25 protein-coding genes are annotated in these 24,535 nt (G+C 51.9%); all 25 read left to right on the forward strand.

Features of this window, described 5'->3' with window-relative positions; translation table 11 throughout:
- The first annotated feature begins 81 nt into the window (after positions 1-81).
- The 25 genes from QPL95_RS09335 (at position 82) to QPL95_RS09455 (ending at position 24,533) form a co-directional block, all read left to right on the forward strand.
- Complete coding sequence (locus QPL95_RS09335; RefSeq protein ID WP_303290710.1) at positions 82-345, forward strand: type II toxin-antitoxin system ParD family antitoxin; 264 nt, start codon at positions 82-84, stop codon at positions 343-345.
- Positions 326-616: a type II toxin-antitoxin system RelE/ParE family toxin gene (locus tag QPL95_RS09340; RefSeq protein WP_303290711.1), complete on the forward strand. Its 291-nt coding sequence runs from the start codon at positions 326-328 to the stop codon at positions 614-616. The genes QPL95_RS09335 and QPL95_RS09340 overlap by 20 nt, the downstream gene beginning before the upstream one ends.
- A 243-nt stretch (positions 617-859) precedes the next feature.
- The gene (locus QPL95_RS09345) at positions 860-1,177 is read left to right on the forward strand and encodes a type II toxin-antitoxin system RelB/DinJ family antitoxin (protein WP_303290712.1); all 318 of its coding nucleotides are present in this window, start codon (positions 860-862) and stop codon (positions 1,175-1,177) included.
- Positions 1,164-1,433 (forward strand): type II toxin-antitoxin system YafQ family toxin, encoded by a 270-nt coding sequence (locus QPL95_RS09350; protein WP_303290828.1) that lies wholly within the window; start codon positions 1,164-1,166, stop codon positions 1,431-1,433. The genes QPL95_RS09345 and QPL95_RS09350 overlap by 14 nt, the downstream gene beginning before the upstream one ends.
- 120 nt (positions 1,434-1,553) lie before the next feature.
- Positions 1,554-2,729, forward strand: a complete 1,176-nt coding sequence (locus QPL95_RS09355) for a DegT/DnrJ/EryC1/StrS aminotransferase family protein (protein WP_303290713.1) — start codon at positions 1,554-1,556, stop codon at positions 2,727-2,729.
- Entirely contained in the window at positions 2,729-4,660 is a 1,932-nt protein-coding gene (locus QPL95_RS09360; RefSeq protein ID WP_303290714.1) for a nucleoside-diphosphate sugar epimerase/dehydratase, read from the forward strand. Before QPL95_RS09355 ends, QPL95_RS09360 begins: the two co-directional genes overlap by 1 nt.
- 165 nt (positions 4,661-4,825) lie before the next feature.
- On the forward strand, positions 4,826-5,854 hold the full coding sequence (locus tag QPL95_RS09365) for a glycosyltransferase family 4 protein (RefSeq protein WP_303290715.1): 1,029 nt from the start codon (positions 4,826-4,828) through the stop codon (positions 5,852-5,854).
- Entirely contained in the window at positions 5,847-6,800 is a 954-nt protein-coding gene (locus QPL95_RS09370) for an NAD-dependent epimerase/dehydratase family protein (RefSeq protein WP_303290716.1), read from the forward strand. Before QPL95_RS09365 ends, QPL95_RS09370 begins: the two co-directional genes overlap by 8 nt.
- Complete coding sequence (locus QPL95_RS09375) at positions 6,790-7,719, forward strand: glycosyltransferase (protein WP_303290717.1); 930 nt, start codon at positions 6,790-6,792, stop codon at positions 7,717-7,719. Before QPL95_RS09370 ends, QPL95_RS09375 begins: the two co-directional genes overlap by 11 nt.
- 4 nt (positions 7,720-7,723) lie before the next feature.
- On the forward strand, positions 7,724-8,782 hold the full coding sequence (gene rfbB / locus QPL95_RS09380) for a dTDP-glucose 4,6-dehydratase (RefSeq protein ID WP_303290718.1): 1,059 nt from the start codon (positions 7,724-7,726) through the stop codon (positions 8,780-8,782).
- Positions 8,779-9,678, forward strand: coding sequence for a dTDP-4-dehydrorhamnose reductase (gene rfbD, locus QPL95_RS09385; RefSeq protein WP_303290719.1), 900 nt, complete (start codon positions 8,779-8,781; stop codon positions 9,676-9,678). The genes rfbB and rfbD overlap by 4 nt, the downstream gene beginning before the upstream one ends.
- A 3-nt stretch (positions 9,679-9,681) precedes the next feature.
- Positions 9,682-10,563, forward strand: coding sequence for a glucose-1-phosphate thymidylyltransferase RfbA (rfbA, locus tag QPL95_RS09390; RefSeq protein ID WP_303290720.1), 882 nt, complete (start codon positions 9,682-9,684; stop codon positions 10,561-10,563).
- Positions 10,563-11,111, forward strand: coding sequence for a dTDP-4-dehydrorhamnose 3,5-epimerase (rfbC, locus tag QPL95_RS09395; RefSeq protein WP_303290721.1), 549 nt, complete (start codon positions 10,563-10,565; stop codon positions 11,109-11,111). Before rfbA ends, rfbC begins: the two co-directional genes overlap by 1 nt.
- Positions 11,108-11,947, forward strand: a complete 840-nt coding sequence (locus QPL95_RS09400) for an ABC transporter permease (RefSeq protein ID WP_303290722.1) — start codon at positions 11,108-11,110, stop codon at positions 11,945-11,947. Before rfbC ends, QPL95_RS09400 begins: the two co-directional genes overlap by 4 nt.
- Positions 11,937-13,322 (forward strand): ABC transporter ATP-binding protein, encoded by a 1,386-nt coding sequence (locus tag QPL95_RS09405; RefSeq protein WP_303290723.1) that lies wholly within the window; start codon positions 11,937-11,939, stop codon positions 13,320-13,322. The genes QPL95_RS09400 and QPL95_RS09405 overlap by 11 nt, the downstream gene beginning before the upstream one ends.
- Positions 13,319-16,204 carry a glycosyltransferase gene (locus tag QPL95_RS09410; protein WP_303290724.1) on the forward strand — a complete coding sequence of 962 codons (2,886 nt, stop codon included), beginning with the start codon at positions 13,319-13,321 and terminating at the stop codon, positions 16,202-16,204. The genes QPL95_RS09405 and QPL95_RS09410 overlap by 4 nt, the downstream gene beginning before the upstream one ends.
- Before the next feature lie 39 nt (positions 16,205-16,243).
- Complete coding sequence (locus QPL95_RS09415) at positions 16,244-16,600, forward strand: glycosyltransferase family 2 protein (RefSeq protein WP_368389738.1); 357 nt, start codon at positions 16,244-16,246, stop codon at positions 16,598-16,600.
- 60 nt (positions 16,601-16,660) lie between these two features.
- Positions 16,661-17,823 (forward strand): IS3 family transposase gene (locus QPL95_RS09420; RefSeq protein ID WP_303290725.1). Its coding sequence is split into 2 segments (ribosomal slippage): positions 16,661-16,910 and positions 16,910-17,823, totalling 1,164 coding nucleotides; the frame shifts between segments, so codons are not numbered across the junction.
- A gap of 5 nt (positions 17,824-17,828) precedes the next feature.
- Positions 17,829-18,821 carry a hypothetical protein gene (locus QPL95_RS09425; RefSeq protein ID WP_303290726.1) on the forward strand — a complete coding sequence of 331 codons (993 nt, stop codon included), beginning with the start codon at positions 17,829-17,831 and terminating at the stop codon, positions 18,819-18,821.
- A 372-nt stretch (positions 18,822-19,193) separates the two neighbouring features.
- Positions 19,194-20,717 carry an MBL fold metallo-hydrolase gene (locus QPL95_RS09430; protein WP_303290727.1) on the forward strand — a complete coding sequence of 508 codons (1,524 nt, stop codon included), beginning with the start codon at positions 19,194-19,196 and terminating at the stop codon, positions 20,715-20,717.
- Between the two features lie 154 nt (positions 20,718-20,871).
- The gene (locus QPL95_RS09435) at positions 20,872-21,063 is read left to right on the forward strand and encodes a DUF2283 domain-containing protein (RefSeq protein ID WP_303290728.1); all 192 of its coding nucleotides are present in this window, start codon (positions 20,872-20,874) and stop codon (positions 21,061-21,063) included.
- Between the two features lie 72 nt (positions 21,064-21,135).
- Positions 21,136-22,398, forward strand: coding sequence for a Vi polysaccharide biosynthesis UDP-N-acetylglucosamine C-6 dehydrogenase TviB (gene tviB, locus QPL95_RS09440; RefSeq protein ID WP_303290729.1), 1,263 nt, complete (start codon positions 21,136-21,138; stop codon positions 22,396-22,398).
- Between the two features lie 210 nt (positions 22,399-22,608).
- Complete coding sequence (locus QPL95_RS09445; protein WP_303290730.1) at positions 22,609-22,977, forward strand: histone-like nucleoid-structuring protein, MvaT/MvaU family; 369 nt, start codon at positions 22,609-22,611, stop codon at positions 22,975-22,977.
- A gap of 75 nt (positions 22,978-23,052) precedes the next feature.
- Positions 23,053-23,310: a helix-turn-helix domain-containing protein gene (locus QPL95_RS09450; RefSeq protein WP_303290731.1), complete on the forward strand. Its 258-nt coding sequence runs from the start codon at positions 23,053-23,055 to the stop codon at positions 23,308-23,310.
- A 17-nt stretch (positions 23,311-23,327) separates the two neighbouring features.
- Entirely contained in the window at positions 23,328-24,533 is a 1,206-nt protein-coding gene (locus QPL95_RS09455) for a type II toxin-antitoxin system HipA family toxin (RefSeq protein ID WP_303290732.1), read from the forward strand.
- The last annotated feature ends 2 nt before the right edge of the window (positions 24,534-24,535 follow it).

Genomic DNA, 24,535 nt, shown 5'->3' on the forward strand with positions numbered 1-24,535 from the left:
CCTTTGTAGACTGCTTGGTTTGGTAAGCCGGAAAGTATGCTATTCTGCACCAATAGTATGATTTTTGGGGTGGGGTGCTTTATGACAACTGTTCGCAAGACAATCACTTTGACAGATACCCAGAGCAACTGGGTTAAGTCTCGGATTGCTCGTGGTGATTTCACAAACGATAGTGAATACTTTCGTGATTTGATCCGCAGGGATCAGGAGCGCAATGCCGGGCTGGAGCAATTACGGGCAGCGTTGCTAGAGGGAGAAGAAAGCGGCTTCAGTCATCGCACACTGGAGGAGATTCGTCGGGCAGCCAGGGAGAGGCTAATAGAGGATGGCAAGTTACAGGCTTAGTGAGCAAGCCGCTGAGGATTTCGAGTCTATTTATATTTTCGGACTGCTGAATTTTGGATTGCGTCAGGCTGACATTTACGCTGATGGCATGGAAGCGCGGATTGAACAGATTGCTACTCAGCCTGAGTTGTATCCTTCCATAGAGCATGTGAGGTCTGGTTACCGGCTGAGTGTCTACAGAAGTCATTCTATTTATTACCGATTAGATGACTGTGGCGTGGTTATCGTCCGTATTCTGCGTAGTCAGGATGTTGGGGCGGCGCTTGAATAGTGCAGGTATTGCTGAGAAGAGCAGGGATATACCCGCCTTTTGGTGACTGGCGCTGGCAGAAGGGTGGGGGCATACCCCTGCGGAGTACGACCCCTTTGTAGACTGGTTGGCTTTGTAAGCCTTAATTGCTTTGTTCGTGTGGGTCTGTGAGTGTCCGTGACTAGAAAAAGGATTTCCAATTAACTCCAGGGAGTAAGGAAGCACTATGAAGAACATCATCATTTGTCCGGAATTTGCGTTACAATGTCTGACAATGTAAGACAAATGGAGCGCATCATGAAAACCGAGATGCTTAGCACCCGTATAGACCACGACACCAAGGTTGCGTTTTCGCATATTTGTGACGAGGTTGGCCTTAGCCCTTCACAGGCCATCAAGTTGTTCGCCCGAGCGGTTATTAATCACGGCGGAATTCCCTTTGAGATCAAGGTGCCTCAGCCGAACGAAACGAGCACTGCTGCTATGCAGGAACTCAGGGAAGGGAGGGGGCACCGCGCGGAGTCGCTGGATAGCCTTTTAGAAGAGCTCACGGATGGCAAAATCGCGCATGCACAGCCTTGAATACTCAACCCAGTTTAAAAAAGACTTCAAAAAGGTAACGAAATTGCCTATCCCCGATATTGTCGAGGTGGGCCGCATTATCTCTAAGCTGCAGCGTGATGAGCCATTGGAAGACAAGAATGTCGACCATGCTCTGACTGGTAACTGGCATGGTTTCAGAGACTGTCACATCAAGCCAGATCTGGTTTTGATCTACAGAGTTGATAACGGCACGTTGCAGCTGGCCAGAATTGGCAGCCATACTGAGCTTTTTTAGCGAAATCCTGGCCAAGAAAAGGAATGCCAATCAACTCTAGGGAATCATACGAACTCAAGCGAGCACTCCCTATCTCGCTTTTAGCGCCATTCGAATTTTCAAACGACAAACAGAGCAACCATGCTGAACGGACCTTTTTCCCCCTGGCCCTCGTTTTCTGAAGAAGAGGCCAATGCAGTGCGCGATGTGCTTCTCTCCAATAAAGTGAATTACTGGACAGGCCAGGAGTGCCGGGAGTTCGAGCGGGAGTTTTCGCAGTTTGCGGATTCTGAATACGCCATCGCCCTGGCCAACGGTACGGTGGCGCTGGATTTGGCGTTGAAGGCGTTGGGAATTGGCGCGGGCGATGAGGTGGTGGTTACGCCGCGCACCTTCCTGGCGTCTGCCTCCAGTATCGTTACCGCCGGTGCGGTGCCGGTGTTTGCGGATGTGTGCCCGGATTCCCAGAACATTACACCGGAATCCGTGCGCCAGGTGATTACCCCCCGTACCCGCGCCATTGTGTGCGTGCACCTGGCCGGCTGGCCGTGCGATATGGACGGCTTTATGGCGCTGGCGGAGGAGTTTGGGCTATACGTTATTGAGGATTGCGCCCAGGCTCATGGTGCCCGTTATAAGGGACGATCGGTGGGCTCTATTGGCCATGTGGGCTGTTGGTCATTCTGCCAGGACAAAATCATGACCACTGGCGGCGAGGGCGGCATGGTGACCACAAATGACAAGGCTCTGTGGGCCAAGATGTGGTCTTATAAGGACCATGGTAAGAGCTGGGATGCGGTGTATGAGCGTGAGCATGAGTCAGGATTTCGCTGGTTGCACGAGAGTTTTGGTACCAATTGGCGGATGACGGAGATGCAGGGCGCCATTGGGCGCATTCAGCTGCGGCGTATGGAAGACTGGCGTGACCGTCGGCAGGCCAATATGGATGCCATTATGGATTGCGCCAGGGGGCTTAAGGGGTTGAGAGTGCCGGAAATTCAGCCCGGCCTGGAACACGGTGCCTACAAGTGCTATTTGTTTGTAGAGCCCTCTGAACTGTCAGCCGGTTGGAGTCGAGACCGTATCATGGATGAGATTGTTAGCCGAGGCGTGCCCTGCTTCTCGGGTTCCTGTTCTGAAATCTATCTTGAAAAGGCATTTGATAATACTGGCTGGCAGCCGAGCGAACGCTTGCCGGTGGCCCGGGAGCTGGGGGAGACTAGCCTGATGTTTTTAGTGCACCCCACGCTGACACAGAGTGAGATCGAAAAAACCTGTGCTGTACCTACTGCGGTGATGGCCGAAGGATCGCGTTAATGTTCCAGAAATTCCTGAACTTGCCCCGTTTTCACAAGCGCCTGATTTCTGTGTTGGCGGATGTTATTGCGTTGTTTTTTGCGCTTTGGGCGGCGTTTTCGCTTCGTTTTGAGCAGCAGTTCTGGGTTCCGAACCAGGAACAAGTGGTGGTTTCTGGCTTGACGGTGGTGTTCACCATTGGCGTTTTTGTTCGCCTGGGATTGTACCGTGCGGTGGTTCGCTACCTGAGTGACCGGGCATTTCTGACGGTTATCGGCGGTGTAACGGGCTCCGCCTTGATGCTTATTGTGTTGGGCTATTGGCTTGAGGTATTGGTGCCTCGTTCCGTGCCGGTTATCTATGCCGCATTGGCGTTTATTTTTGTGTCTGGCAGCCGCATGGGGGTGCGGATGTTGGTGATGCACCCGGCCCGGCATAATAAAGAGCGAGTTGCGATTGTGGGCGCGGGTGAAACTGGGCTGCAGCTTTGCCAGGCTCTGGAGCAGGGCACGGAATACCGGCCCGTGGCGTTTATCAGTTTTCTGGAATCGAACCACCGGGCTTTGATTAACGGGGTGCCGGTATACGATGTTAACCACATTGAAAAGGCGGTCAGGTTGCACCGTGTTCAGCGCCTGCTACTGGCGCTGGATGTGGATTCTGGAGTGGATCGCAAGCGGTTACTGAAGCAATTGGAGCCTTTGGCTATTCCTGTGCAAACCGTGCCCAGTATGGCGGAGCTGATTGCTGGGCAGAAGCGCATCAACGACATTCGGGATCTGGAAATTGAGGACCTTCTGGGTCGGGACCCGGTGCGGCCAGACAACGCTCAGGTGGCGGGCAGCTTGTACGGTAAGTCGGTGATGGTGACCGGGGCGGGCGGTTCTATAGGCTCTGAGCTCTGCCGGCAGATTATCCAGCATCGGCCCCGGGTTTTGGTACTGTTTGAGCAATCTGAGTTTTCGTTGTACAGCATTGAGCGTGAGCTGCAGGCTATTAACAGCATAGAAGGGCTTGGGGTAGAAATTCACCCTTTGCTGGGTAGCGTAACGCACCGGCGCCGTTGTGAATCGGTGATGCGTACGTTTGCCGTACAAACGGTGTACCACGCTGCGGCCTATAAGCACGTTCCGCTGGTAGAGCACAATGTTATCGAAGGTGTTCAGAACAATGTGTTCGGCACCTGGCATACCGCAGAAGCAGCGATTGCGGCGGGTGTTGAGCGGTTTGTGCTGATTTCCACCGACAAGGCGGTTCGCCCTACGAACGTGATGGGGGCCAGTAAGCGGTTTGCGGAACTGGTGTTGCAGGGATTGGCGCAGCGGCAGTCGGGTACTGTGTTTTCTATGGTGCGATTTGGCAATGTGTTGGGGTCTTCGGGCTCTGTGGTTCCGCTATTCCGGGACCAGATTCGGGACGGCGGCCCTGTTACGGTCACTCATCCGGATATTATCCGGTATTTTATGACCATTCCTGAGGCCAGCCAGCTGGTACTTCAGGCTGGGAGCATGGGGCAGGGCGGTGAGGTTTTCGTTCTGGACATGGGGGAGCCGGTCAAAATAGCTGATCTGGCACGGAAGATGATTCACCTGATGGGGCTGGAGGAAAAGAGTGACGAGAACCCGGGCGGCGATATCGAAATTGTGTTTTCAGGGCTTCGTCCTGGTGAGAAGCTCTATGAAGAACTGTTGATTGGCGACAATCCGCAGGGAACGACCCACCCCCGGATTATGATGGCGCGTGAGGTGTCGTTGAACTGGGCTTTGGTTGATGAGTTCCTGAACCAGCTAAGCCAGGCCAGCCAGATGTTTGACTGTGAGGCAGTGGTGGATATTTTGAAGAAGGCGCGGACGGGCTATGCGCCAAATGGGGGTGTGGTTGATTTGGTTTGGTGTGGGGTTGATCGAGAAGTGGAGGAAAAGCTTCGCGATAATGTCATGCTTCTGCGGTAGCAGCAGGTGTGGTGCAATGTTACGAAATGAAGCGGTTTTCATGACACTTTAACCGGCAGTTATGGTAACCTCGGGCGCCGTTTGGATAGGCAGATTTCACTTGGGTTAGGGTGGATGTTTGCGATATTCAGGCGGCGTTTTTGTTTTTAAAGTGGGTGTGGCAGCTTGACGACGTTGATGATGATTGGTTTTTTTCTTTTGGTTGCGGCAGCCAGCTACGCGCTTACCTACAGTTTGCGCGTTTGGGCCATTAATAAGAATGCCATGGTGCAGCCTTCTGACCGAGGCTCTCATACGGTGCCAACCCCGCACGGTGGCGGTATTGCCATCGCGATTCTGTCTCTTGCTTTGACGGTTCCTTTTGCGATTTCTAACTGGGTGCCTGATTTTTCGATGGCGGCAATGCTCACCCTGGGCCTTGTGATGCTCGCCGTTGGCGTGTGGGATGACTTTGGCGACCTGCCCGCCAAGTGGCGCTTGTGTGTGCACTTGTTAGTGGTGGTGCTTGGCATGATGGCCATTCCTGGTTTGCCGGTATTTTCCGTATTGTGGTTTGAGGTAGACAGTTCTTCCGCATTTCTGATGTGGCCATTGCTACTGCTGGGTTGGGTTTGGCTCATCAATCTTTACAATTTTATGGATGGCATTGATGGGCTGGCTGCTGTGCAGGCCATTGTGGTGCTGGGTGGAATGGCGCTCAATTTTATGATTTGGGGGCCAGACACCTGGATGTGGATTTGTTTGCTTACCTTGGCCGCGGTGCTGGGCTTTGTGATCTGGAACTGGCCCCCGGCGCGGATTTTTATGGGTGACGGCGGCAGTGGTTTTTTGGGGTTTGCCCTCGGCTTTTTGATGCTTTTGTCCGCTGCTACGACTACGGTCAGCATGTGGAGTTGGATCATTTTGTTGGCATTGTTTATTGCCGATGCGACTACCACGCTGTTAGTGCGGCTGTTGACTGGCCAGAATGTATTGCAGGCGCATCGTTCTCACGCTTATCAGAAGTTAGCTCAGCGTTTGGGCAAGCATAAACCGGTGACTTTGGGGTATGGGGCCGTGATGCTGTTTGTGCTTTTGCCGGCTTCGTTCATGGCCAATGCTGTGCCGGGCTCCGGCTTGCTGGTGTTTTCGGTGCTGTTTTTGGTGTTTTCGGCGTGTGCGTTGAGGCTTGGGGCTGGGCGGGTGAATGGCTGAGTTTTCTGGTCGCCAATGTTCGGCCGGTGTTGTTGCAATCACGGGTGCCTCGGGCTTTGTTGGAGCTTTCCTTTGTCAGAACCTTGAATCAGCAGGTTTTAAGGTTGTTCGCATTACTCGTCGTGGCGGTGGGGATTCGCGTGCTGTTGGTGATATTGGTTTCAACCCCGATTGGGACTCGTGCCTGAAGGGGGTGGATACCGTTGTCCATTGCGCAGCGATTGCTCATCAGCCACTAGGGGATACACCGGAACAAAAGGATTACTTGCACCGGGTGAATTGTAGGGCTGTGAAAGACCTTGCTGATGCCTGTATTCGCTCTGGGGTATCTCGGTTATTGTTCTTGAGCAGCGTTAAGGTATATGGGGAGTCTACATCCCTTCGCCTGCCGTTTCATGAGTCGGATCAACGGTTACCTGAAGACGATTACGGGCGCAGTAAGTTTCATGCGGAGAGAACATTAGAGCACTTTGGTGAAAGTGAGCTGGATGTATGCTCTTTGCGCTTACCGCTGGTGTATGGCGTTGGTGCAAAAGCAAACTTTCGTCGTTTGCAGCGTTTGGCTGAAGCTGGATTTCCGCTGCCTTTGGCTAGTATTGATAACAGGCGCAGCCTTCTGAGTTTATTGAATCTGGGCTCTGTTGTTCGCGGTTTGTTAAACCTGAAAGCTTGGCCTTTTAATGCATTAAATGTGGCAGATCCGAGCCCGGTATCTGTGTCCGATCTTGTGCGCGGGCTCGCTGTTGCGAGCGGAACCGAAGCTCGACTGTTTCCGTTCCCGGTTCAGGTAATGAGGTGGATGGGGGCGCTGGCATCGCGCGGCGACATGGTTGAAAGAATTGTGGGTAACCTGGAAGTTTCCACAGAGCTTCTGAGAACTGAGCTGCCTGAGGTTCGCTTGATGTCGACTCAGCTGTGCATTCAGGAGATTTTTAGTGGTCAGTAAGTCAAAGGTGTCGGTTCTTCTGTGCGCATACCATCCCCGCAGAGATTTTTTACGGGATCAGCTTGAGTCCATTGCACGACAGACGGTTGCGCCCTTCCAGTTTGTTGTTTCTGATGACAGTGCTGATAAAGAGGCGCGCAAGGAGATTGAGAGGGAGCTTTCCCTGGCCGGCCTTGATGTTGCTCGTGTTATTGATGGTCCTGGTAAGGGCTTTGCCGCGAATTTTTTGCACGTGCTGGCTTACCAAGGCTTAGCGGGTGACTACTTCGCGTTCAGTGACCAGGATGATGTTTGGCTGGAGCATAAACTCGAAGTGGCGGTAGGGGAGTTGGCCAAGCTAAATCCGGACATACCGGCTGTGTATTGCGGCCGGACTTTGTTGGTGGATGAGAGCAATGTGGACATTGGGTTGTCCACCTGCTTTCGCCGGCCTCCTACCTTTAGAAACGCACTGGTACAGAGTATTGCCGGCGGTAATACTATGGTTTTGAATCGCGCAGCCAGAGAGCTTGTGGTGTCGGCCGGACAGCCTGAGGTGGTAAGTCACGATTGGTGGGTTTACATGTTGGTGACAGGTTCCGGTGGCACTGTAATCTACGATACTGATTCTTACATCAGGTATCGGCAGCATGAGACAAATCTTGTTGGTTCTAATACCTCTCTTCTTGACCAATTGGCACGCCTGAAAATGGTCTTTCGGAACCGCTATAAAAGTTGGAATGACATGAATTTGGACGCTTTGGTGGGTGTGCGGCATTTATTGCTTCCGGACTGTCAGAAGTGTCTGGACCTGTTTATAGCAGCAAGGTCCGGCCCGATTAGCAAAAGAGTCGTTAGCTTGAAAAAATCGGGCGTGCATCGACAAACTGCAGTTGGGTCTCTCGGGCTTCTATTCGCAACGATTACTGGGAAAATATAGGTTTATGAGTATTCTTGTTACCGGCGGCGCCGGCTTTATTGGAAGTAATTTTGTTCTCGATTGGCTCGCCGATTCTGAGGAAACGGTGATCAATCTTGATAAGTTGACCTATGCCGGCAACTTGCAAAACTTAGAGTCTTTGAACGGCGATGGCCGCCATGTGTTTGTTCGTGGTGATATTGGCGACCAGGTTTTGGTCAGCCGGTTGTTGGAAGAGTACAGGCCCCGTGCGGTTCTGAATTTCGCGGCGGAAAGCCATGTGGATCGATCCATCCTTGGCCCGGATGAGTTCGTTCAAACCAATATTGTGGGCACCTTTCGTTTGCTGGAGGCTGTGCGCGCTTACTGGAACGCGCTGGACGGAGATGCGAAAACCGACTTCCGCCTGCTGCACGTATCCACGGATGAGGTCTACGGAACCCTGAACGCCAGCGAACCTGCGTTTACCGAAGAACATCAGTACCAACCCAACAGCCCCTATTCAGCCAGCAAGGCTGCAAGCGACCACCTGGTGCGCTCGTATTTCCACACCTATGGCCTGCCGGTGGTGACGACGAACTGCTCCAACAATTACGGCCCCTACCATTTCCCGGAAAAGTTGATACCCCTGATCATCCATAACGCCTTGGCGGGCAGCGCTCTGCCTATTTATGGCGATGGTCAGCAGGTGAGGGACTGGCTGTACGTTTCCGACCACTGTGCTGCCATTCGTGCGGTGCTGGCTGGCGGAAGGCTGGGCGAAACCTACAATATTGGCGGCTGGAACGAGAAGCCGAACATTGAAGTGGTCAGAACACTGTGCACCATTCTGGACGAGCTCAGCCCGGCTGAAACCGGGAAGTCTTACCTTGAACAAATCACGTTTGTGAAAGATCGCCCGGGCCACGACAGGCGCTACGCCATAGACGCAGGCAAAATTGAGCGTGAACTGGGCTGGAAGCCGGCTGAAACGTTTGAAACCGGTATTCGAAAAACTGTGGAGTGGTATCTGGCCAACCAGGCGTGGGTGAAGAACATTACCAGTGGTCAGTACCTCGAATGGGTAGAGGCCCAGTACTCATGACGGTTCTCCTGTTTGGTGCCAATGGCCAGGTCGGAACCGAACTCCGCCGCACCCTGCTGCCCCATGGGCGGCTGGTGGCACTGAGTCGCAGCGAAGTGGATTTGACCGACGCTGGCGCTATCCGTGAAGCCATCGACGCCCATGCCCCGAGCATCATTGTGAATGCGGCCGCCTACACGGCCGTCGATAAGGCAGAATCTGAGCCCGAGCTTGCCGGGGCCATCAACCGAGACGCCGTTGCGGTGATGGCGGAGGCCGCCAAAGCCAGCGGGGCTTTGCTCATTCACTACTCGACCGATTACGTGTTCGATGGCGAGGGTGTCACACCGTATGCGCCAGACGCCCCCGCCGCACCTCAAAGTGTATACGGCCAGACCAAGCTGGATGGGGAAAGAGCGATTGTGGCCAGTGGTTGCGCGCATCTGATCTTCCGCACCAGCTGGGTGTTTGCGAGCCATGGCCACAACTTCGTGAAAACCATGCTCCGCCTGGGCCAAGAGAAGCCAGGGCTCCGCGTGGTGTCGGATCAGATCGGTGCTCCCACATCCGCGGAACTGATTGCGGATGTCACGGGGCTTGCCATTTCCGGCTATCGGGCCGAACAGATAAAAACCGGTGTGTATCATTTGACGGCCGGCGGTGAGACGTCATGGTACGGCTTTGCCTCATTCGTACTACAACATGCCCGGAAGCGCGGGCTGCAACTCACGTTGAACCCGGATGCCATTGAGGCAATCCCAACGTCTGAGTTTCCAACGCCCGCGCGGAGGCCCGCTAATTCCCGCTTGGGCTGCACAACGCTCGAGCGTGCTCTGGGTATCGAGATGCCCGATTGGCGACTGCACGCAGCACGAGCCGTGGAACAACTGATTGAAATCCAGAAAGGACAAGGATAACCCATGAATCGTAAAGGCATCATTCTCGCCGGAGGCTCTGGCACCCGCCTGCATCCGGCTACCCTCGCGATCAGCAAGCAGCTATTGCCGGTTTATGACAAGCCTATGATCTATTACCCGTTGAGTACGCTCATGTTGGCGGGCATTCGTGACATTCTGATCATTTCCACTCCCCAGGATACCCCGCGGTTCGAGCAACTGTTGGGCGACGGCAGCCAATGGGGATTGAATATTGCCTATGCGGTTCAACCCTCTCCGGACGGCCTCGCGCAAGCATTTGTGATCGGTGAAAGCTTCATCGGTAATGATCAGTCTGCTCTGGTGCTGGGAGACAACATTTTTTACGGCCATCACTTCCACTCGTTGCTTGGCAGTGCAATGGAGCGTGACAGCGGAGCTACGGTGTTTGCCTACCACGTGCACGATCCCGAACGTTACGGGGTAGCCGAGTTTGACGTCAATAACAAAGTGTTGTCGCTGGAAGAAAAACCGGCGCAGCCAAAATCCAATTATGCAGTAACCGGGTTGTATTTTTACGACAACCAGGTGGTCGACATGGCGAAGTCTCTGAAGCCCTCTGCTCGCGGTGAGTTGGAAATTACCGATCTCAACCGGATTTACCTGGAGCAGCAGCAGCTCAATGTGGAGATTATGAGCCGTGGCTATGCCTGGTTGGACACCGGCACCCACGACTCCCTGCTCGATGCCGGCCAGTTCATCGCGACATTGGAGCACCGCCAAGGCCTGAAAGTGGCCTGTCCAGAGGAGATTGCGTTCCGCAATGGCTGGATTGATGCCGCCAAGCTGGAAGAGCTTGCGCAGCCACTAAAAAAGAACGGTTACGGCCAATATTTGCTGCGTACGCTGCACGACAAGGTACTGTAATGAAAGTGACAAAACTGGAAATTCCTGACGTTATTCTGTTCGAGCCCCGGGTTTTTGGGGATGAGCGAGGGTTCTTTTTCGAGAGCTTCAACCAGCGCCAGTTTGAAGAGGCGGTGGGTTACGAAGTGAACTTCGTTCAGGACAACCACTCAAAATCCGCAATGGGTGTGCTCCGCGGCCTGCACTACCAAATGCCGCCCCATGCTCAGGGAAAGCTGGTGCGGGTAGTTCAGGGTGAAGTGTTTGACGTTGCAGTGGACATTCGCAAAAGCTCGCCCACGTTTGGTCAATGGGTAGGAGCAACGCTTTCGGCAGAGAACAAGCAGCAGTTGTGGGTGCCGCCCGGTTTCGCCCACGGTTTTATCACACTGTCTGAGACCGCCGAATTCTTATACAAAACCACTAATTATTACGCCCCGGAGAGTGAACGCGCGATCATCTGGAATGATCCCGATCTTGACATCGGCTGGCCTGTAGCGCTCGAGCCTGCATTGTCCGGGAAAGACAGTGTGGCACCGCTGTTCAAGGATGCTGAGGTTTTTGAATGAATCCGAATGCGCCACAGCCGCTGTCTTTGCTGGCGTTGTTACGATCTTTCCTGGGCTATAGAGCACTGATTGTTCAGATCACGAAACGTGAAGTTGTGGGCCGATACCGCGGGTCTCTGATCGGCATCGGCTGGTCGTTTCTCAACCCCCTGCTGATGTTGGCGGTGTTCACCTTTGTTTTCTCTGTGGTGTTTCAGGCCAAATGGGGTGTTGCCCTCGAAGGAGAGGAAGAAGGAAAGGGCGTTTTCGCCGTCGTGCTGTTTGTGGGCCTGATTGTTCACGCACTTTTTGCGGAGATTTTGACTCGCTCGCCAGCGCTTATACTCGGCAACGTCAATTACGTCAAAAAAGTGATTTTCCCCCTTGAAATCCTTCCGATTACAGCGGTGCTCAGTGCGTTGTTTCACGCTGCAATCAGCATGGTAGTGTGGCTTGCGGCTCACTGTCTGCTGATCGGCTTACCGGGCTGGCAGATCGTATTTCTCCCTCTGGTGTTACTGCCCTTATTGGTTTTGTCTCTGGGCGTCGCTTATATTCTGGCGTCCCTTGGCGTGTTTTTGCGCGACATAGGGCAGACGATGGGGATTGTGGCCACCGTCTTGCTGTTTCTGTCTCCCGTGTTTTTTCCGATTGAGCGGTTGCCTGAGCAATACCAGCCGCTGTTCTTGGCGAACCCGTTAACATTCATTATCCAGCAGGCCAGGGAAGTGCTTATTTGGCGCGGCGTGCCGGACTTTATGGGGTTATTGGTATACACGGGAATCGCTATGGTTGTCCTTTTGGTGGGCTTTGCCTGGTTCCAGAAAACGCGAAAGGGGTTTGCCGATGTGCTCTGATATCGCTATTCGGATTGAAGGCCTCAGCAAACGCTTCGAGATTTTTAATAAGCCTAGTGATCGGCTCAAGCAGATGGTTGTTCCCCATTTAAAGCGCGCCGTAGGCAAACAGCCAACTCCGTATTTTCGTGAGTTCTGGGCGGTAAAAGACGTGTCTTTCACCGTCAAGCGCGGGGAAACCGTGGGCATAATCGGAAGGAACGGAAGCGGTAAGTCCACGTTGTTGCAAATGATCTGCGGCACCTTGAACCCCACAAGTGGAAGCATCGAGACCAGTGGTCGTGTTGCGGCTTTGCTGGAGCTGGGCTCGGGTTTCAATCCGGAATTTACAGGGCGTGAAAACGTCTTCCTGAACGCCTCCCTATACGGCCTCTCAAATGAAGAGACGGCTGCACGATTTGATGATATCGCCCGCTTTGCCGAAATCGGGGATTTCATTGATCAACCGGCTAAGACGTACTCCAGTGGCATGATGGTACGTTTGGCATTCGCTGTGATTGCTCATGTAGACGCAGACATTCTGGTGGTGGATGAGGCGCTTTCGGTGGGCGATGCGATCTTCACGCAGAAGTGTATGCGGTTTATTCGCTCGTTTCAGCAGCGGGGTACGTTGCTGTTCGTAAGCCATGACGCTGCGGCTTTGCAGAATCTCTGTGAGAGCGCGATCTGGCTGAGCCAGGGGGAAGTGCAGCAAATCGGCTCATCCCGTTCCGTATCCGAAGCCTACCTGCAGTACAGCTTGCAGGAAATTTATGGAAACGATGCACAGTTGAACGCGGTTGGCGAAAGCGCCAATGATGTGACGGATGGTTCGGTTCTCGCTGAGTCAGTAGCAGACAACCGCTCTAGGGATACAACTACTGCGTCGCTTCCTCAGCCGTATGCCTCCTCCTATGACGTCGTTGATAATTTGAATGATGCCAACGGTTGGACGACCGGTGAGGCAAAAATAACACGGGTTACATTGCGCGATAGTGAGGGCAATTCAAGCCCGGTGTTTTCAGGCGGTGATCGCGTGCGGCTTGGGGTCTGTGTTGAAGCACAAAACAGTTTCACTCAGCCTATCATCGGTTTTATTGTGAAAGATCGGCTCGGCCAGGACCTGTTTGGCGAAAATACGCTGCCCTTCACAGCGTTTAACCCCTGCGAAGTACGACAAGGAGAAACGCTGGAGGCAGAATTCGAGTTCACGTTACCCATGCTGCCGAATGGCCAGTACTCGATTATGACCTCGTTCGCAGAAGGTGACCTGCACAATAACGTTCAGCACCATTGGCTGCACGACGCGGTGATCCTCAATGTGTCATCCAGCAAAGTGCGCTGGGGGTTGGTGGGCGTTCAGTTCAAAAATGTTTCATTAGTGGCAAAATCATGAAGACGTTGAGAGAGTTTTACCAAGAGCATCAGGGTAAGGTATCCGATAAGTGGAGTTTGTACTTAGACGAATACGATCGGATTTTTCAGCCCTACAGAGACCGACCTGTTCGCCTTCTGGAAATTGGCATCCAGAACGGCGGGTCTCTGGAGATATGGAGTCAGTATTTCGACCAGGCAATGTCTCTGGTCGGCTGTGACATCAACGAAAAATGCAAAGCGCTCAAATACGATGATGAGAGGGTTTCAGTCATCGTCGAGAACGCCAACACCGACAGCGCTGAGCAAGCCATACTGACTGAGTCATCGACGTTTGACATTATTATTGATGATGGCTCTCACACCTCTGAAGATATTGTTCACAGTTTTTCCAGGTACTTTCCGCACCTGAATGAGGGTGGGGTATTTGTGGCTGAGGATCTGCACTGCAGCTATTGGCAAGAGTTTGGCGGCGGTCTGTTTGACCCGTATTCCTCGATGAGCTTTTTCAAGCACCTGGCTGATTTGGTGAATTTCGAGCACTGGGGTGTTGAGATGGACCGCTCTGAGTTGCTGGATCTCTTTGCGGATAAGTACCAGGTTCGTTTTTCTGAGGAGCAACTTGCTTCGATCCATTCGGTTGAGTTTATTAACTCTATTTGTGTGGTTAGGAAGCGGCCACTGGTAGAAAACCTGCTCGGCACCCGACATGTTGTGGGTTCTGACGCGGCAGTTGTATCCGGCCTTAATGAGAGTACAGCCCCGAATGCTGTGGAATTCAGTCAAAAAAGCAATCCTCATTCCAATAACGCGCTTCACCCGGCGTTGGAGATGGCTGCGTTGAAGCAGGATGTTAGGAATCTTGAGGCTGAAATTGATATTGCCAATAGGCAGCTTGCTGAAGCGAACACCAACGTTGCGGAGCTAGGGGCTCACTTGGCTCAAAGCAATCAGACGATAGATGATCTAATTAGTTCAACTAGTTGGAAATTAACGTTTCCTGTAAGAATGTCGGGAAAGGTTTTTCGCAAGCCCATTCGACTGATCAGAATGGTGTTTGCCGCAATAGCACTGGCGGGGGGCGTCAAGCCTGCGCTTCGTAAAGCTCAAAATCTTTGGCGATCGGAGGGCCTCCAGGGCCTTCTCCGGGGCTACAACCACGTGGCAACACGTTCCTCTGATTTGGGCTATAGACAGCGAAACGATTACCATAAATGGCTCAGTGAATTCGAAGCTTCGGCGGCTTTTTCGATTTCTGAAATGGAGCAAGAAATTCGAGCACTGCCCCATAAGCCCCTATTGTCGATCGTGATGCCGGTTTATAACGCAAATATTGCCTGGCTAGACGAGGCCATTGAGTCTGTTCGCGCGCAGAACTATGAAAATTGGGAACTGTGTATAGCAGATGATCACTCGACTGATCCCGAATTAAGTCGTTATTTGGCGGCCAAGCAGACAGACGATTCCAGAATCAAAGTGGTGTCCAGAAAAGAGAACGGTCATATATCTGCGGCCTCTAATAGCGCGCTCTCTGTCGCTTCTGGCGATTGGGTCTTACTATTGGATCAGGATGACCTGCTCAGCGAGCAGGCACTGTATCGAGTTGTCAAAGCGATTCAAGACAACCCAGATGCGAAGCTTTTCTATTCTGATGAGGATAAAATCAGTGAGGCGGGCGAGAGACATAACCCTTACTTTAAGTGTGATTGGAACCGCAGCCTCTTCTATTCTCAGAATATGATTTGCCACCTTGGGGTTTATCAGCGGAATATCGTCAAGGACATTGGCGGATTCCGAGAGGGGTTTGAGGGCGCGCAGGATCACGACCTTGCTTTGCGTTTTATCGAAAGTATAGATGACAGTCAGATCGTACACATCCCGCATGTGCTCTATCATTGGCGTGTTCATTCGTCCAGTACCGCAGGGGGGGCAGATGCTAAGCCCTACGCAGCCCTTGCCGGAGAGAGAGCAATTCAGGAACATCTGGATCGCTTGAATGTGAGTGCAAAGGTTACATCCAATGCCTACGGTTATCGCGTGCAATATCTTTTGCCGGAAGTTTTGCCACTCATTTCTTTAATTATCCCCACCCGGAATGGACTAGATCTAGTCCGCACATGCATTGAAAGCATTGTCCAAAAAACGTCTTATCCGAATTATGAAATTATTCTTGTTGATAATGGTTCAGATGATCCCAAGTGCCTGGAATACTTTGCGACGGTTGAGGATCAATATTCATTTATTCGTGTGAAGCGTGATGATCGTCCATTTAATTATTCGGCGTTGAACAACACCGCCGTTTCGGAAGCAAATGGTGAGATTATAGGGTTAATCAATAACGACATTGAAGTTATTGAACCTAACTGGCTATCTGAAATGGTGGGTGTTGTTGTTCAGCCAGATGTGGGGGCTGTCGGTGCCAAGCTGCTCTACCCGGACAATACCGTACAGCATGCTGGTGTTGTTATAGGTATAGGTGGTGTGGCCGGGCACGTGCACTTAAATTATCACCGTGACGACGTGGGATACTTCTGTCGTCTTAATGTAACTAACGAATACTCCGCCGTCACAGCTGCATGTCTACTGGTAAAAAAATCAGACTTTGAGAAAGTTGGCGGTTTGAATGAAGAAGATCTGACCGTTGCGTTCAACGATGTGGATTTTTGTCTCAAGTTGAAGGAGATGGGTTTAAGGAACGTATGGACACCCTATGCCTTACTTTACCACCATGAATCAGCGACTAGAGGTTATGAGGACAGCCCTGAGAAAGTGGCACGGTTTAACAAGGAGGCAAACTACATGATGAGAAAATGGGGCAAATACATTGCTCATGATCCCTGTTATAGCCCAAATCTATCGCTCACCGCAAGTGACTTTAGCTTGGCTTGGCCGCCACGAAGATAAAGTTAGGTTACCTGGAATTCTGAGAAGGATAGGATAACGATGAAAATCGGTGTAGTGATTCCATGTTTCAAAGTTAAAAAGCATATTCTTGACGTAATCGCCTCTATAGGTGAAGAGGTCCATGCAATCTACGTTATTGATGATCAGTGCCCTGAGGGGTCTGGTGATTTTGTACGTGAAAATGTAGTGGATAAACGTATAAAAATTTTGTATCACGAAACTAACCAAGGAGTCGGCGGCGCGGTACTCACTGGCTATAAAAGCGCAGTCCATGACGGAGTTGATATTGTTGTCAAAATAGATGGCGATGGCCAAATGGACCCGTCTCTCATAAATGAGTTTATAGATCCAATAGTTAGGGGTGAAGCTGATTACACTAAGGGTGTAGTGGCATAGTGGATCTGGCCACCTGATTTTGAGTGTATGATCACTCACATAATGAATCAGGTGAAGACGATGGCGAAAACTAGAAACTTCAGTCCGGAATTCCGTTTGGAGGCAGCCCAACTGGTGGTCGACCAAGGATACACAGTGAAAGCTGCCTGCGATGCCATGGGTGTCGGTAAATCCACCATGGAGTACTGGGTCCGTAAACTTCGTTCCGAACGGGCTGGCAAAGCGCCCAGAGGCGAGGCCCTGATCACAGAGCAGCGTGAGATTCAGGAACTGAAGCGCCGCCTTCGTCGGGCGGAGGAAGAGAAAGAAATCTTAAAAAAGGCTACCGCTCTCTTGATGTCGGACTCCCTGAGCAATTCTCGATAATCGAGCGACTTGAAGAGAGCCATGCGGTGCAGCGCCTGTGTCAGGTGTTTGGGGTGCATCGCAGTAGCTATAGGGCATGGCGTGACCGGGATAGAACGCCCTGTGACGCTGAGCAAGCACTCCAAGAGCAGGTTATTGAGGCCCACGAGACCAGCAATGGTTCAGCCGGGGCACGGACGATTGCCAGCATGGTGACACAGGCCGGAATACCGCTGAGCCGTTACCGAGCCAGCCGACGGATGAAGCAGCTGGGACTGGTCAGTACGCAGCCGCCAAGCCACGTTTACAAGAAGGCCGATCAGCCGCACCTGGATATTCCGAATCTTCTTGACAGGGAGTTCGACGTAGAGGAGCCCAATCAAGTATGGGCCGGAGACATCACCTATCTTTGGGCCGGTGCGCGCTGGGCTTATCTGGCTGTTGTGATCGATTTGTTCTCCCGTAAACCGGTGGGCTGGGCCATATCCCTATCACCGAATACGGATCTGGTGAAGAAGGCCCTGACGATTGCGTATGAATCCCGTGGGAAGCCATCAGGAGTCATGTTCCACTCGGATCAGGGATGTCAGTACACAAGCCTGAGGTTCCGGCAGTTGTTATGGAGCTACCAGATGAAACAGAGCCTCAGCCGACGGGGGAATTGCTGGGATAATGCCCCGACAGAGTGCTTCTTCCGGAGTCTGAAAACAGAATGGGTGCCGGAAATCGGGTATCCATGCTTTGCCGCGGCGAAGCAATCGGTCACGGATTACATGATCGGCTATTACAGTGCGCTGCGACCGCACAAACACAACGGTGGATTGCCGCCGAATGCGGCAGAGAAGGCCTACTGGAAAACTCAAAAGACGGTGGCCTAAAACACTTGACCACTACAGGAAGGTTTAGAGCTTTACAAGTGTTGAGGTTTTTTTTAATTGGATCTTCAGTTTTTGTGCTTCTGATTTTGTTTCTTAGGGAAGCTCTTTTTGATCCAAGATCTGCAGGTTTTGACTGGAACCCTATTTCTGGCCTCATCTCGCTCTTTGGTGTTCTTGTGTCGGAGCGTCCTGCTATTGTCATTTTTATGGATAGCAATTTTGGACTCTCTGGTTCACCATTCCGTGGACTGTTGCTAATATTTTTGAGTTTGATTTCATTTGGGATTGGCCGTTGGATTAAAGATGAGCGGTTAGCTAAGGCATCCTTTTTTTGCCTGGCATCAATGTTCTTATCGTTGATAATGGCTTTTGGTATCGTGCCCTCAGGCCTCACGGTGGATTTTGCTCGATGGTTTTTGTGGGCTCAGCAGGCAATTATATTTCTATTGTTTCTTGTTGCTATGTGGAGCATATCATCAAAGGCAAAAGGGCTACTTGGGATTACTAGCACGATAATTATTGTATCTATCCTCGTTTTTGGGTCGTTCCAAGTGAGAAATGACTTTTCAATATTTAAGGCGGTCAATAAATCTCAAGCGGTGACCAAATCAGAGATTTTTTCGATGATTGAAATTGTTGAGGGCGCTGTTGGTGAAGAGGGCTGCTCAATTGTCAGTGATTCACAAGCGTTTCCTCAACGGTTGATTGTGATTCAGCCTTCTAAAGTTTGGGAGTATGCCGAGAGTGCTACAAGTTGTGTTTTTGTTAATGGTTCCTGGATGCATCCCGGAGCTATTGATGGACGGAAAGTACAAGGGTTTCCATCGAAAGAGGTTTTGGATTTTTCGCTTAAGAAAGGTGAAGTTTTATTTTTAGGCGATGAAGAAAAGCTTGTGAAATATACGTCATTAATTAGTGGGGCTGGACTTTTTGTTGGATATGAGATTCTGGGTTCGGTCGGAGGAGTGAGCGTTTGGCGAATATATGCTGAAGGTTAGCCGGGCGCTCTACTGGTTAGAAGAGTGTTAATTAGATGGGATTTTGGTTGGTGGCGAACGGATCGGTGTCGATCCGTTAGGTGGAGTGGTGCAAGATTCGTGTGACCCAATATGAAGTCGGTAAGGCCTCAATCTTAATTTGGTGAAGTTAGCTAACGGCCGGATTTCGCGTCGTGGACTTGGAGGATTGTTTGGTGCCTATTGGCTACCTTCGGCTTCACAGACCATAATGGTTCGAATCCGCTATACAGGGTTTACTGTGAGAGCTATTTTTGTGCAGCCACTCGGAAGAGTTTATATCATAGGTCGAATAGTTGATTGAGTGACTGATTTTATTACGGATGGACTGTAATTAAATACATGGAAGTTATTATGACGACTACTATTTACCACCACGGTGCAGTGACCGGTATTACTGGGTCCTGTCACGAACTCCAGGTTTCAGGACAAGGCATCCTTATAGACTGCGGCTTGTTCCAAGGCACCGAAGCCAAAACCCGCAGCACTGCCCAAGACCTGGCCATCGATTTCCCCATAAGTCACATCCGCGCCCTGGTCGTCACCCACGTGCACATCGACCATGTGGGCCGCATTCCCTACCTACTCGCCGCCGGTTTTGACGGCCCTATCATTTGCTCTGAACCCACGGCCATCATGCTTCCTGAAATTCTGGAAGACGCTCTGAAAATTGGTTTCACGCGGGACCGGGCTTTGGTCAATCGGGTGTTGGATCTCATCCGTTCCCGTGTTGTACCGGTGCCCTATGGTGAGTGGCATGGGGTGTTCGATGAAGGTGAGTGTTCGCTTTCCGTGCGCTTGCAGCGTGCCGGACATATTCTGGGCTCGGCCTATGTGGAGTGCGATGCCAGAGTAGGCGACTACGAGGAGCGGGTGGTGTTCAGCGGGGATCTTGGCGCACGCCATTCGCCACTTCTTCCGGAACCGGTTTCTCCTGAGCGGGCAGACCGTTTGGTGATTGAAAGTACTTACGGCGATAAGAATCATGAAGACCGGGAAACCCGGCGCTACCGCTTGAAGGCTGTTCTGGAGCATGCCCTTGAAGACGGCGGCACGGTGTTGATTCCGGCATTCAGTATTGGGCGCACTCAGGAGCTGTTGTATGAGATTGAAGGGCTGATTGCTGAGTTTGGTGATGAACAGGTAGTTGACCACCAAGCCAGGCAGGCTACAAAGGGGCCTGACCCCTCGGGGTCAGACCCCACCCAAAGGCCAGCGGCTGACTCCAGGCTTGGTGCGTTTGGGGTCAGTCCCCAAGGGGACAGACCCCGTAGCAAGCCTCTCACGTGGAACAACCTCGAAGTCGTCGTAGACTCCCCTCTGGCCGCCGAATTCACCAAAATCTACCGCGACCTGAAACCCTTCTGGGACGAAGAAGCCCGCGCCCTGGTCAACTCCGGCCGTCATCCGCTTTCCTTCGAACAGCTGACCGTCATCAATTCCCATGAAGATCACGTGAACGCCGTAAACTACCTGGCGAAATCTCGTCGCCCCTGCGTGGTGATTGCAGGTTCCGGTATGTGCGCAGGCGGCAGAGTGGTAAATTACCTGAAAGCGATGTTGGGAGACGCCCGTAACGATGTCCTGTTCGTCGGTTACCAGGCAGCGGGTACTCCAGGCCGAGACATTCTAACGTTTGGCCCCCGGGGCGGTTGGGTCGAATTGGAGGGCGAACGCTACGATATCCGTGCGCAGGTCCACACCGTTGGCGGCTATTCCGCCCATGCTGGCCAGGAGGATTTGTTGCGGTTTGTAGAGGGTATTCCACAACCGCCCAGCGAGATTCGGATTGTGCATGGTGATGAGGGGGCGAAGCGCGCTTTGCAGGGGAAGTTGCAGATGTTGTTACGTGACGCTGAGGTAAAGATACCTGGGTAGATTTAGGTTCAAGGATGAAAAGACGATATGCATTCGAAACGATTCGCCAAGGAAGTACAGATTACTCGGCATGCTGCTCAGCGCATGCAGTCACGTGCTATCAGTGAGCAGGAGTTGTCTTTAATGCACCATTTTTCCTGGGAGGGTTAATGATATGCGTACCGTTTATGATGAATCAGAAGATATTTTGACAATCCATCTCAGCGATAAAGCGATTGTGAAAGAGGTTTCCCAGGACTGGAACACTCATGTCAGCTACGCCGAAGACGGCTCGATCGTCGAGATTGTGGTCATCGATGCCAAGGAAAGTGGCGCTTGGCCGTTAGTTACAACGCGCGCCGCATAAGATTGGGGTCAGACCCCCGAACATTTCACCGGTTAAAATGTCTTGGGGTCTGACCCCAAAATTGGAGGATTGATGAAGAAAATCGCAGTGGTTGGCCTGGGCTATGTTGGCTTGCCTTTGGCGGCGGCTTTTGGCGAAAAGCGGGCCGTTGTTGGCTTTGATATCAACCATAAGCGCATAGCAGAGCTTAAGGATGGCGTAGACTTCACCCGTGAGGTCTCAGCGGATGAGCTGGCGGCTTCGAAGCATCTGTCGTTTACTGACTCCCTGGAGGGTATTGCCGATTGCGAGATCTATATCGTCACAGTGCCCACACCGATTGACGAGTACAAAACACCGGACCTGACCCCGTTGGTTAAGGCCAGTGAGAGTGTGGGTAAGGTGCTGAAGCAAGGCGACATCGTTATCTACGAATCCACGGTGTACCCGGGCGCCACTGAAGAGGTGTGTGTACCGGTGCTGGAGAAAATGTCTGGTTTGGCGTTCAACGAGGATTTCTTCGCCGGCTACAGCCCTGAGCGGATTAACCCGGGTGATAAAGAGCACCGGGTAACAACCATTATGAAAGTCACTTCCGGCTCGACACCGGAGATTGCTGATGAAGTAAATGCCCTGTATGCCGAGATCATTACCGCGGGTACGCATAAGGCCAGCTCTATTAAAGTGGCTGAGGCAGCAAAGGTGATTGAGAACACTCAGCGCGATTTGAATATTGCGTTGATGAATGAGCTTTCCATGATCTTCGCCCGGCTCGGTATTGATACCCACGAGGTGTTGGCTGCAGCGGGTACCAAGTGGAACTTCCTGCCATTCAAGCCGGGCCTGGTGGGCGGACATTGTATTGGTGTGGACCCGTACTATCTCACCCATAAGGCGCAGGCGATCGGGTATAACCCGGAAATTATTCTTGCGGGCCGTCGGGTGAATGACAACATGGGGCCTTACGCGGCGTCTGCACTGGTTAAGGCGATGATTAAAAAAGGCCAGACCATTGCCAGTTCACGAGTATTGGTGATGGGTTTGACGTTTAAAGAGAACTGCCCCGATTTGCGGAATACCCGCGTTATTGATGTGGTTAAAGAGCTTGAGGACTTTGGTTGCCAGGTAGATGTAACGGATTGCTGGGCCGATAGTGAAGAAGCCGTGCATGAGTATGGTATTTCCTTGGTGGCTGAGCCTGAGCAGGGTAAATACGATGCGGTTTTACTGGCCGTGCCGCACCGGGAATACGCTCAGTTGTCTGAGCAGGAACTGCGGGCGTTTGCCAATGGTAACGGTGTTCTGTTTGACCTGAAAGGCGTGTTGCCGCTGGGGCACGCTGACCTGAGGTTATAATATTGGGGTCAGACCCCAAGACATTTGGTGGTATGAAATGTTCCGGGGTCTGACCCCATGTAAAAAGGCTGACATTGTTGTCAGCCTTTTTCATTAATAAGGTTTAAACAATATACTTTGCCAATTCTTGATTTGTTTATTATTATTGCCTCTGACTTTTCGGTCATATGTATTCTGCAATCAAAGTCCAAAAGATAAGGTTATATTTCCATGGCAAAGATCAACGATTATTACCAGAAAAAACAGCTTATGGAAAAGCTTGCGGCAGAGCTGGAAAAGCTTGAAAACGACCAGGCACTCAAAGGCGAACTGGAGTTTGAAAACAAAGTTCGTGATTTGATGAAGCACTATGACAAATCTCCACGAGATTTCCTGCAGATTCTGGCCGCGATTGATCCTTCAATTACAGGCGCCAAAGCGGAAGTTTCCACAGGTACCCGCGCGAAGCGCCCGATGAAGACTTATAAAAACCCGCACACCGGTGAGGTGGTTAAAACCCGTGGCGGCAATCACAAGACTCTGAATGAGTGGCGTGAAAAGCACGGTAAGGAAGCTGTTCAGAGCTGGCAGCAGGATTAATAGCAGGCTCCTGGTAAAAGTGTGAATATACGCTACAATAATCCCATCTAAAGATGGTTTGTAGAGTATATTCACATGACCCTTCTCGAACTCGGTCCCTATATCCGTCAGGAACGCAAGCGTGCAGGTTTGTCCATGCTGGCTTTGGCGAAAATGGCAGGGGTCGACCGCACGACAATTTCCAAACTCGAAAACCAACACCTTCCAGAAATGGGGTACGCCAAACTCGAGCGGGTGCTGGCTATTCTTGGGTTGGAGTTTTCGGTTAGACCAGTGGATGGATTGCCAACGTTAAAGGATCTCCAGCGAGAGAATGCGAGGGGGCGGGAATGACTTCTTTGCGTCGGGCCATGGTAGAAGTTGCCGGCGCTGTCGTTGGCGATGTGTTTTCGCCCGGACGGTCGGAACCGGCAGTATTTGTTTATCGTGAAGGGGTGCCCGAGTGGTCGTCTGTCTCTGTGACGATGCCGGTTGGCGAAACTTCCTATGCCTTTGACGGAGGCGTGCACCCTATCTTCGCCCAGAACCTGCCAGAGGGCTACTTGGGTGACATCATCAGAAAGCATGTTGCCAAAGTATACGGCTCAGGAGATTTGACGGTGCTGGCGGCACTGGGCCGGCATCAGGTTGGCCGGGTGGTGGTTACCGCTGATGATTCCGCTGGCGAGGATGATCAAGATCAGGGTGAATCTTTGGCCGGGTTGTTGGCTGGGGATGATGGTTCGCTATTCGAGGAGTTGGTTGAAAAATATGCGCTCCGGTCTGGTATTTCGGGAGTGCAACCTAAGGTGCTGGTGCCCGCCCGGGTCTCTGAAAAATCAACGCTTCGCACGGAGGGTTATATTGTTAAGGCCTCGGGCGACGATTACCCGCAACTGGCCGCCAACGAGTATTTTTGTATGACCCTTGCCCAGGAATTCGGGTTGCCGGTACCGGAGTTCTATCTCTCTGATAATGGCAGGTTGTTCATCATGTCTCGATTCGACAGGCGGGCAGATGGCGCTTGGTTGGGCTTTGAAGATGCCTGTGTTCTGCAAGGATTGCTGCCACAGGATAAGTACTCTGGAAGTTATGAAAGGCTGGCAAAGACGTTTTCGTCATTTCTCTCGCCAAAGCATCGCCGTGAGGGACTTCGTTGGCTGTTTCGATCTTTGCTTGTTTCCTGGGCCGTTCGTAACGGTGATGCCCATTTGAAGAATTTTGGCTTGCTGTATAGTGAACCTTTTGGTGAGCGCTGGTTGGCACCCACATATGACATTGTGTCCACCACGCCCTACTTGCACCACGATGTTCCTGCATTGACCCTGGCTGGCCGAAAGTTGTGGTGGCCTGTGAATTACTTGAAAGTCTATGGTCGCCAATCCTGCGGCTTGACCACGGGTGAAGTAAACGAAGACCTCAAGCGACTGGCTAATAAGCTTACTGAAACCGCAGATCAAATAGATGCGCACATCGCAAAGATGCCTTCGTTCAGTCAGGTAGGCACGATCATGTCCCGAACGTTCCGCGCAAGTAGCCAGGAAATTGTTTCTGGGGTCAGACCCCAAGACATTTAGGC

It is taken from the genome of Marinobacter sp. SS5-14b, assembly GCF_030541005.1.
In the GTDB taxonomy this organism is placed as follows: Bacteria; Pseudomonadota; Gammaproteobacteria; order Pseudomonadales; family Oleiphilaceae; genus Marinobacter.

What these genes read in the sequence shown, in the direction of transcription:
- QPL95_RS09360 (WP_303290714.1), top strand. Translation starts at nt 2,729, where the DNA reads ATGTTCCAGAAATTCCTGAACTTGCCCCGTTTTCACAAGCGCCTGATT.
- rfbD (WP_303290719.1), top strand. Translation starts at nt 8,779, where the DNA reads ATGACGGTTCTCCTGTTTGGTGCCAATGGCCAGGTCGGAACCGAACTC.
- QPL95_RS09435 (WP_303290728.1), top strand. Translation starts at nt 20,872, where the DNA reads ATGCGTACCGTTTATGATGAATCAGAAGATATTTTGACAATCCATCTC.
- QPL95_RS09355 (WP_303290713.1), top strand. Translation starts at nt 1,554, where the DNA reads ATGCTGAACGGACCTTTTTCCCCCTGGCCCTCGTTTTCTGAAGAAGAG.
- rfbC (WP_303290721.1), top strand. Translation starts at nt 10,563, where the DNA reads ATGAAAGTGACAAAACTGGAAATTCCTGACGTTATTCTGTTCGAGCCC.
- tviB (WP_303290729.1), top strand. Translation starts at nt 21,136, where the DNA reads ATGAAGAAAATCGCAGTGGTTGGCCTGGGCTATGTTGGCTTGCCTTTG.
- rfbA (WP_303290720.1), top strand. Translation starts at nt 9,682, where the DNA reads ATGAATCGTAAAGGCATCATTCTCGCCGGAGGCTCTGGCACCCGCCTG.
- QPL95_RS09410 (WP_303290724.1), top strand. Translation starts at nt 13,319, where the DNA reads ATGAAGACGTTGAGAGAGTTTTACCAAGAGCATCAGGGTAAGGTATCC.
- QPL95_RS09445 (WP_303290730.1), top strand. Translation starts at nt 22,609, where the DNA reads ATGGCAAAGATCAACGATTATTACCAGAAAAAACAGCTTATGGAAAAG.
- QPL95_RS09455 (WP_303290732.1), top strand. Translation starts at nt 23,328, where the DNA reads ATGGTAGAAGTTGCCGGCGCTGTCGTTGGCGATGTGTTTTCGCCCGGA.
- QPL95_RS09335 (WP_303290710.1), top strand. Translation starts at nt 82, where the DNA reads ATGACAACTGTTCGCAAGACAATCACTTTGACAGATACCCAGAGCAAC.
- QPL95_RS09350 (WP_303290828.1), top strand. Translation starts at nt 1,164, where the DNA reads ATGCACAGCCTTGAATACTCAACCCAGTTTAAAAAAGACTTCAAAAAG.
- QPL95_RS09370 (WP_303290716.1), top strand. Translation starts at nt 5,847, where the DNA reads ATGGCTGAGTTTTCTGGTCGCCAATGTTCGGCCGGTGTTGTTGCAATC.
- QPL95_RS09450 (WP_303290731.1), top strand. Translation starts at nt 23,053, where the DNA reads ATGACCCTTCTCGAACTCGGTCCCTATATCCGTCAGGAACGCAAGCGT.
- rfbB (WP_303290718.1), top strand. Translation starts at nt 7,724, where the DNA reads ATGAGTATTCTTGTTACCGGCGGCGCCGGCTTTATTGGAAGTAATTTT.
- QPL95_RS09400 (WP_303290722.1), top strand. Translation starts at nt 11,108, where the DNA reads ATGAATCCGAATGCGCCACAGCCGCTGTCTTTGCTGGCGTTGTTACGA.
- QPL95_RS09405 (WP_303290723.1), top strand. Translation starts at nt 11,937, where the DNA reads ATGTGCTCTGATATCGCTATTCGGATTGAAGGCCTCAGCAAACGCTTC.
- QPL95_RS09430 (WP_303290727.1), top strand. Translation starts at nt 19,194, where the DNA reads ATGACGACTACTATTTACCACCACGGTGCAGTGACCGGTATTACTGGG.
- QPL95_RS09415 (WP_368389738.1), top strand. Translation starts at nt 16,244, where the DNA reads ATGAAAATCGGTGTAGTGATTCCATGTTTCAAAGTTAAAAAGCATATT.
- QPL95_RS09340 (WP_303290711.1), top strand. Translation starts at nt 326, where the DNA reads ATGGCAAGTTACAGGCTTAGTGAGCAAGCCGCTGAGGATTTCGAGTCT.
- QPL95_RS09345 (WP_303290712.1), top strand. Translation starts at nt 860, where the DNA reads ATGTCTGACAATGTAAGACAAATGGAGCGCATCATGAAAACCGAGATG.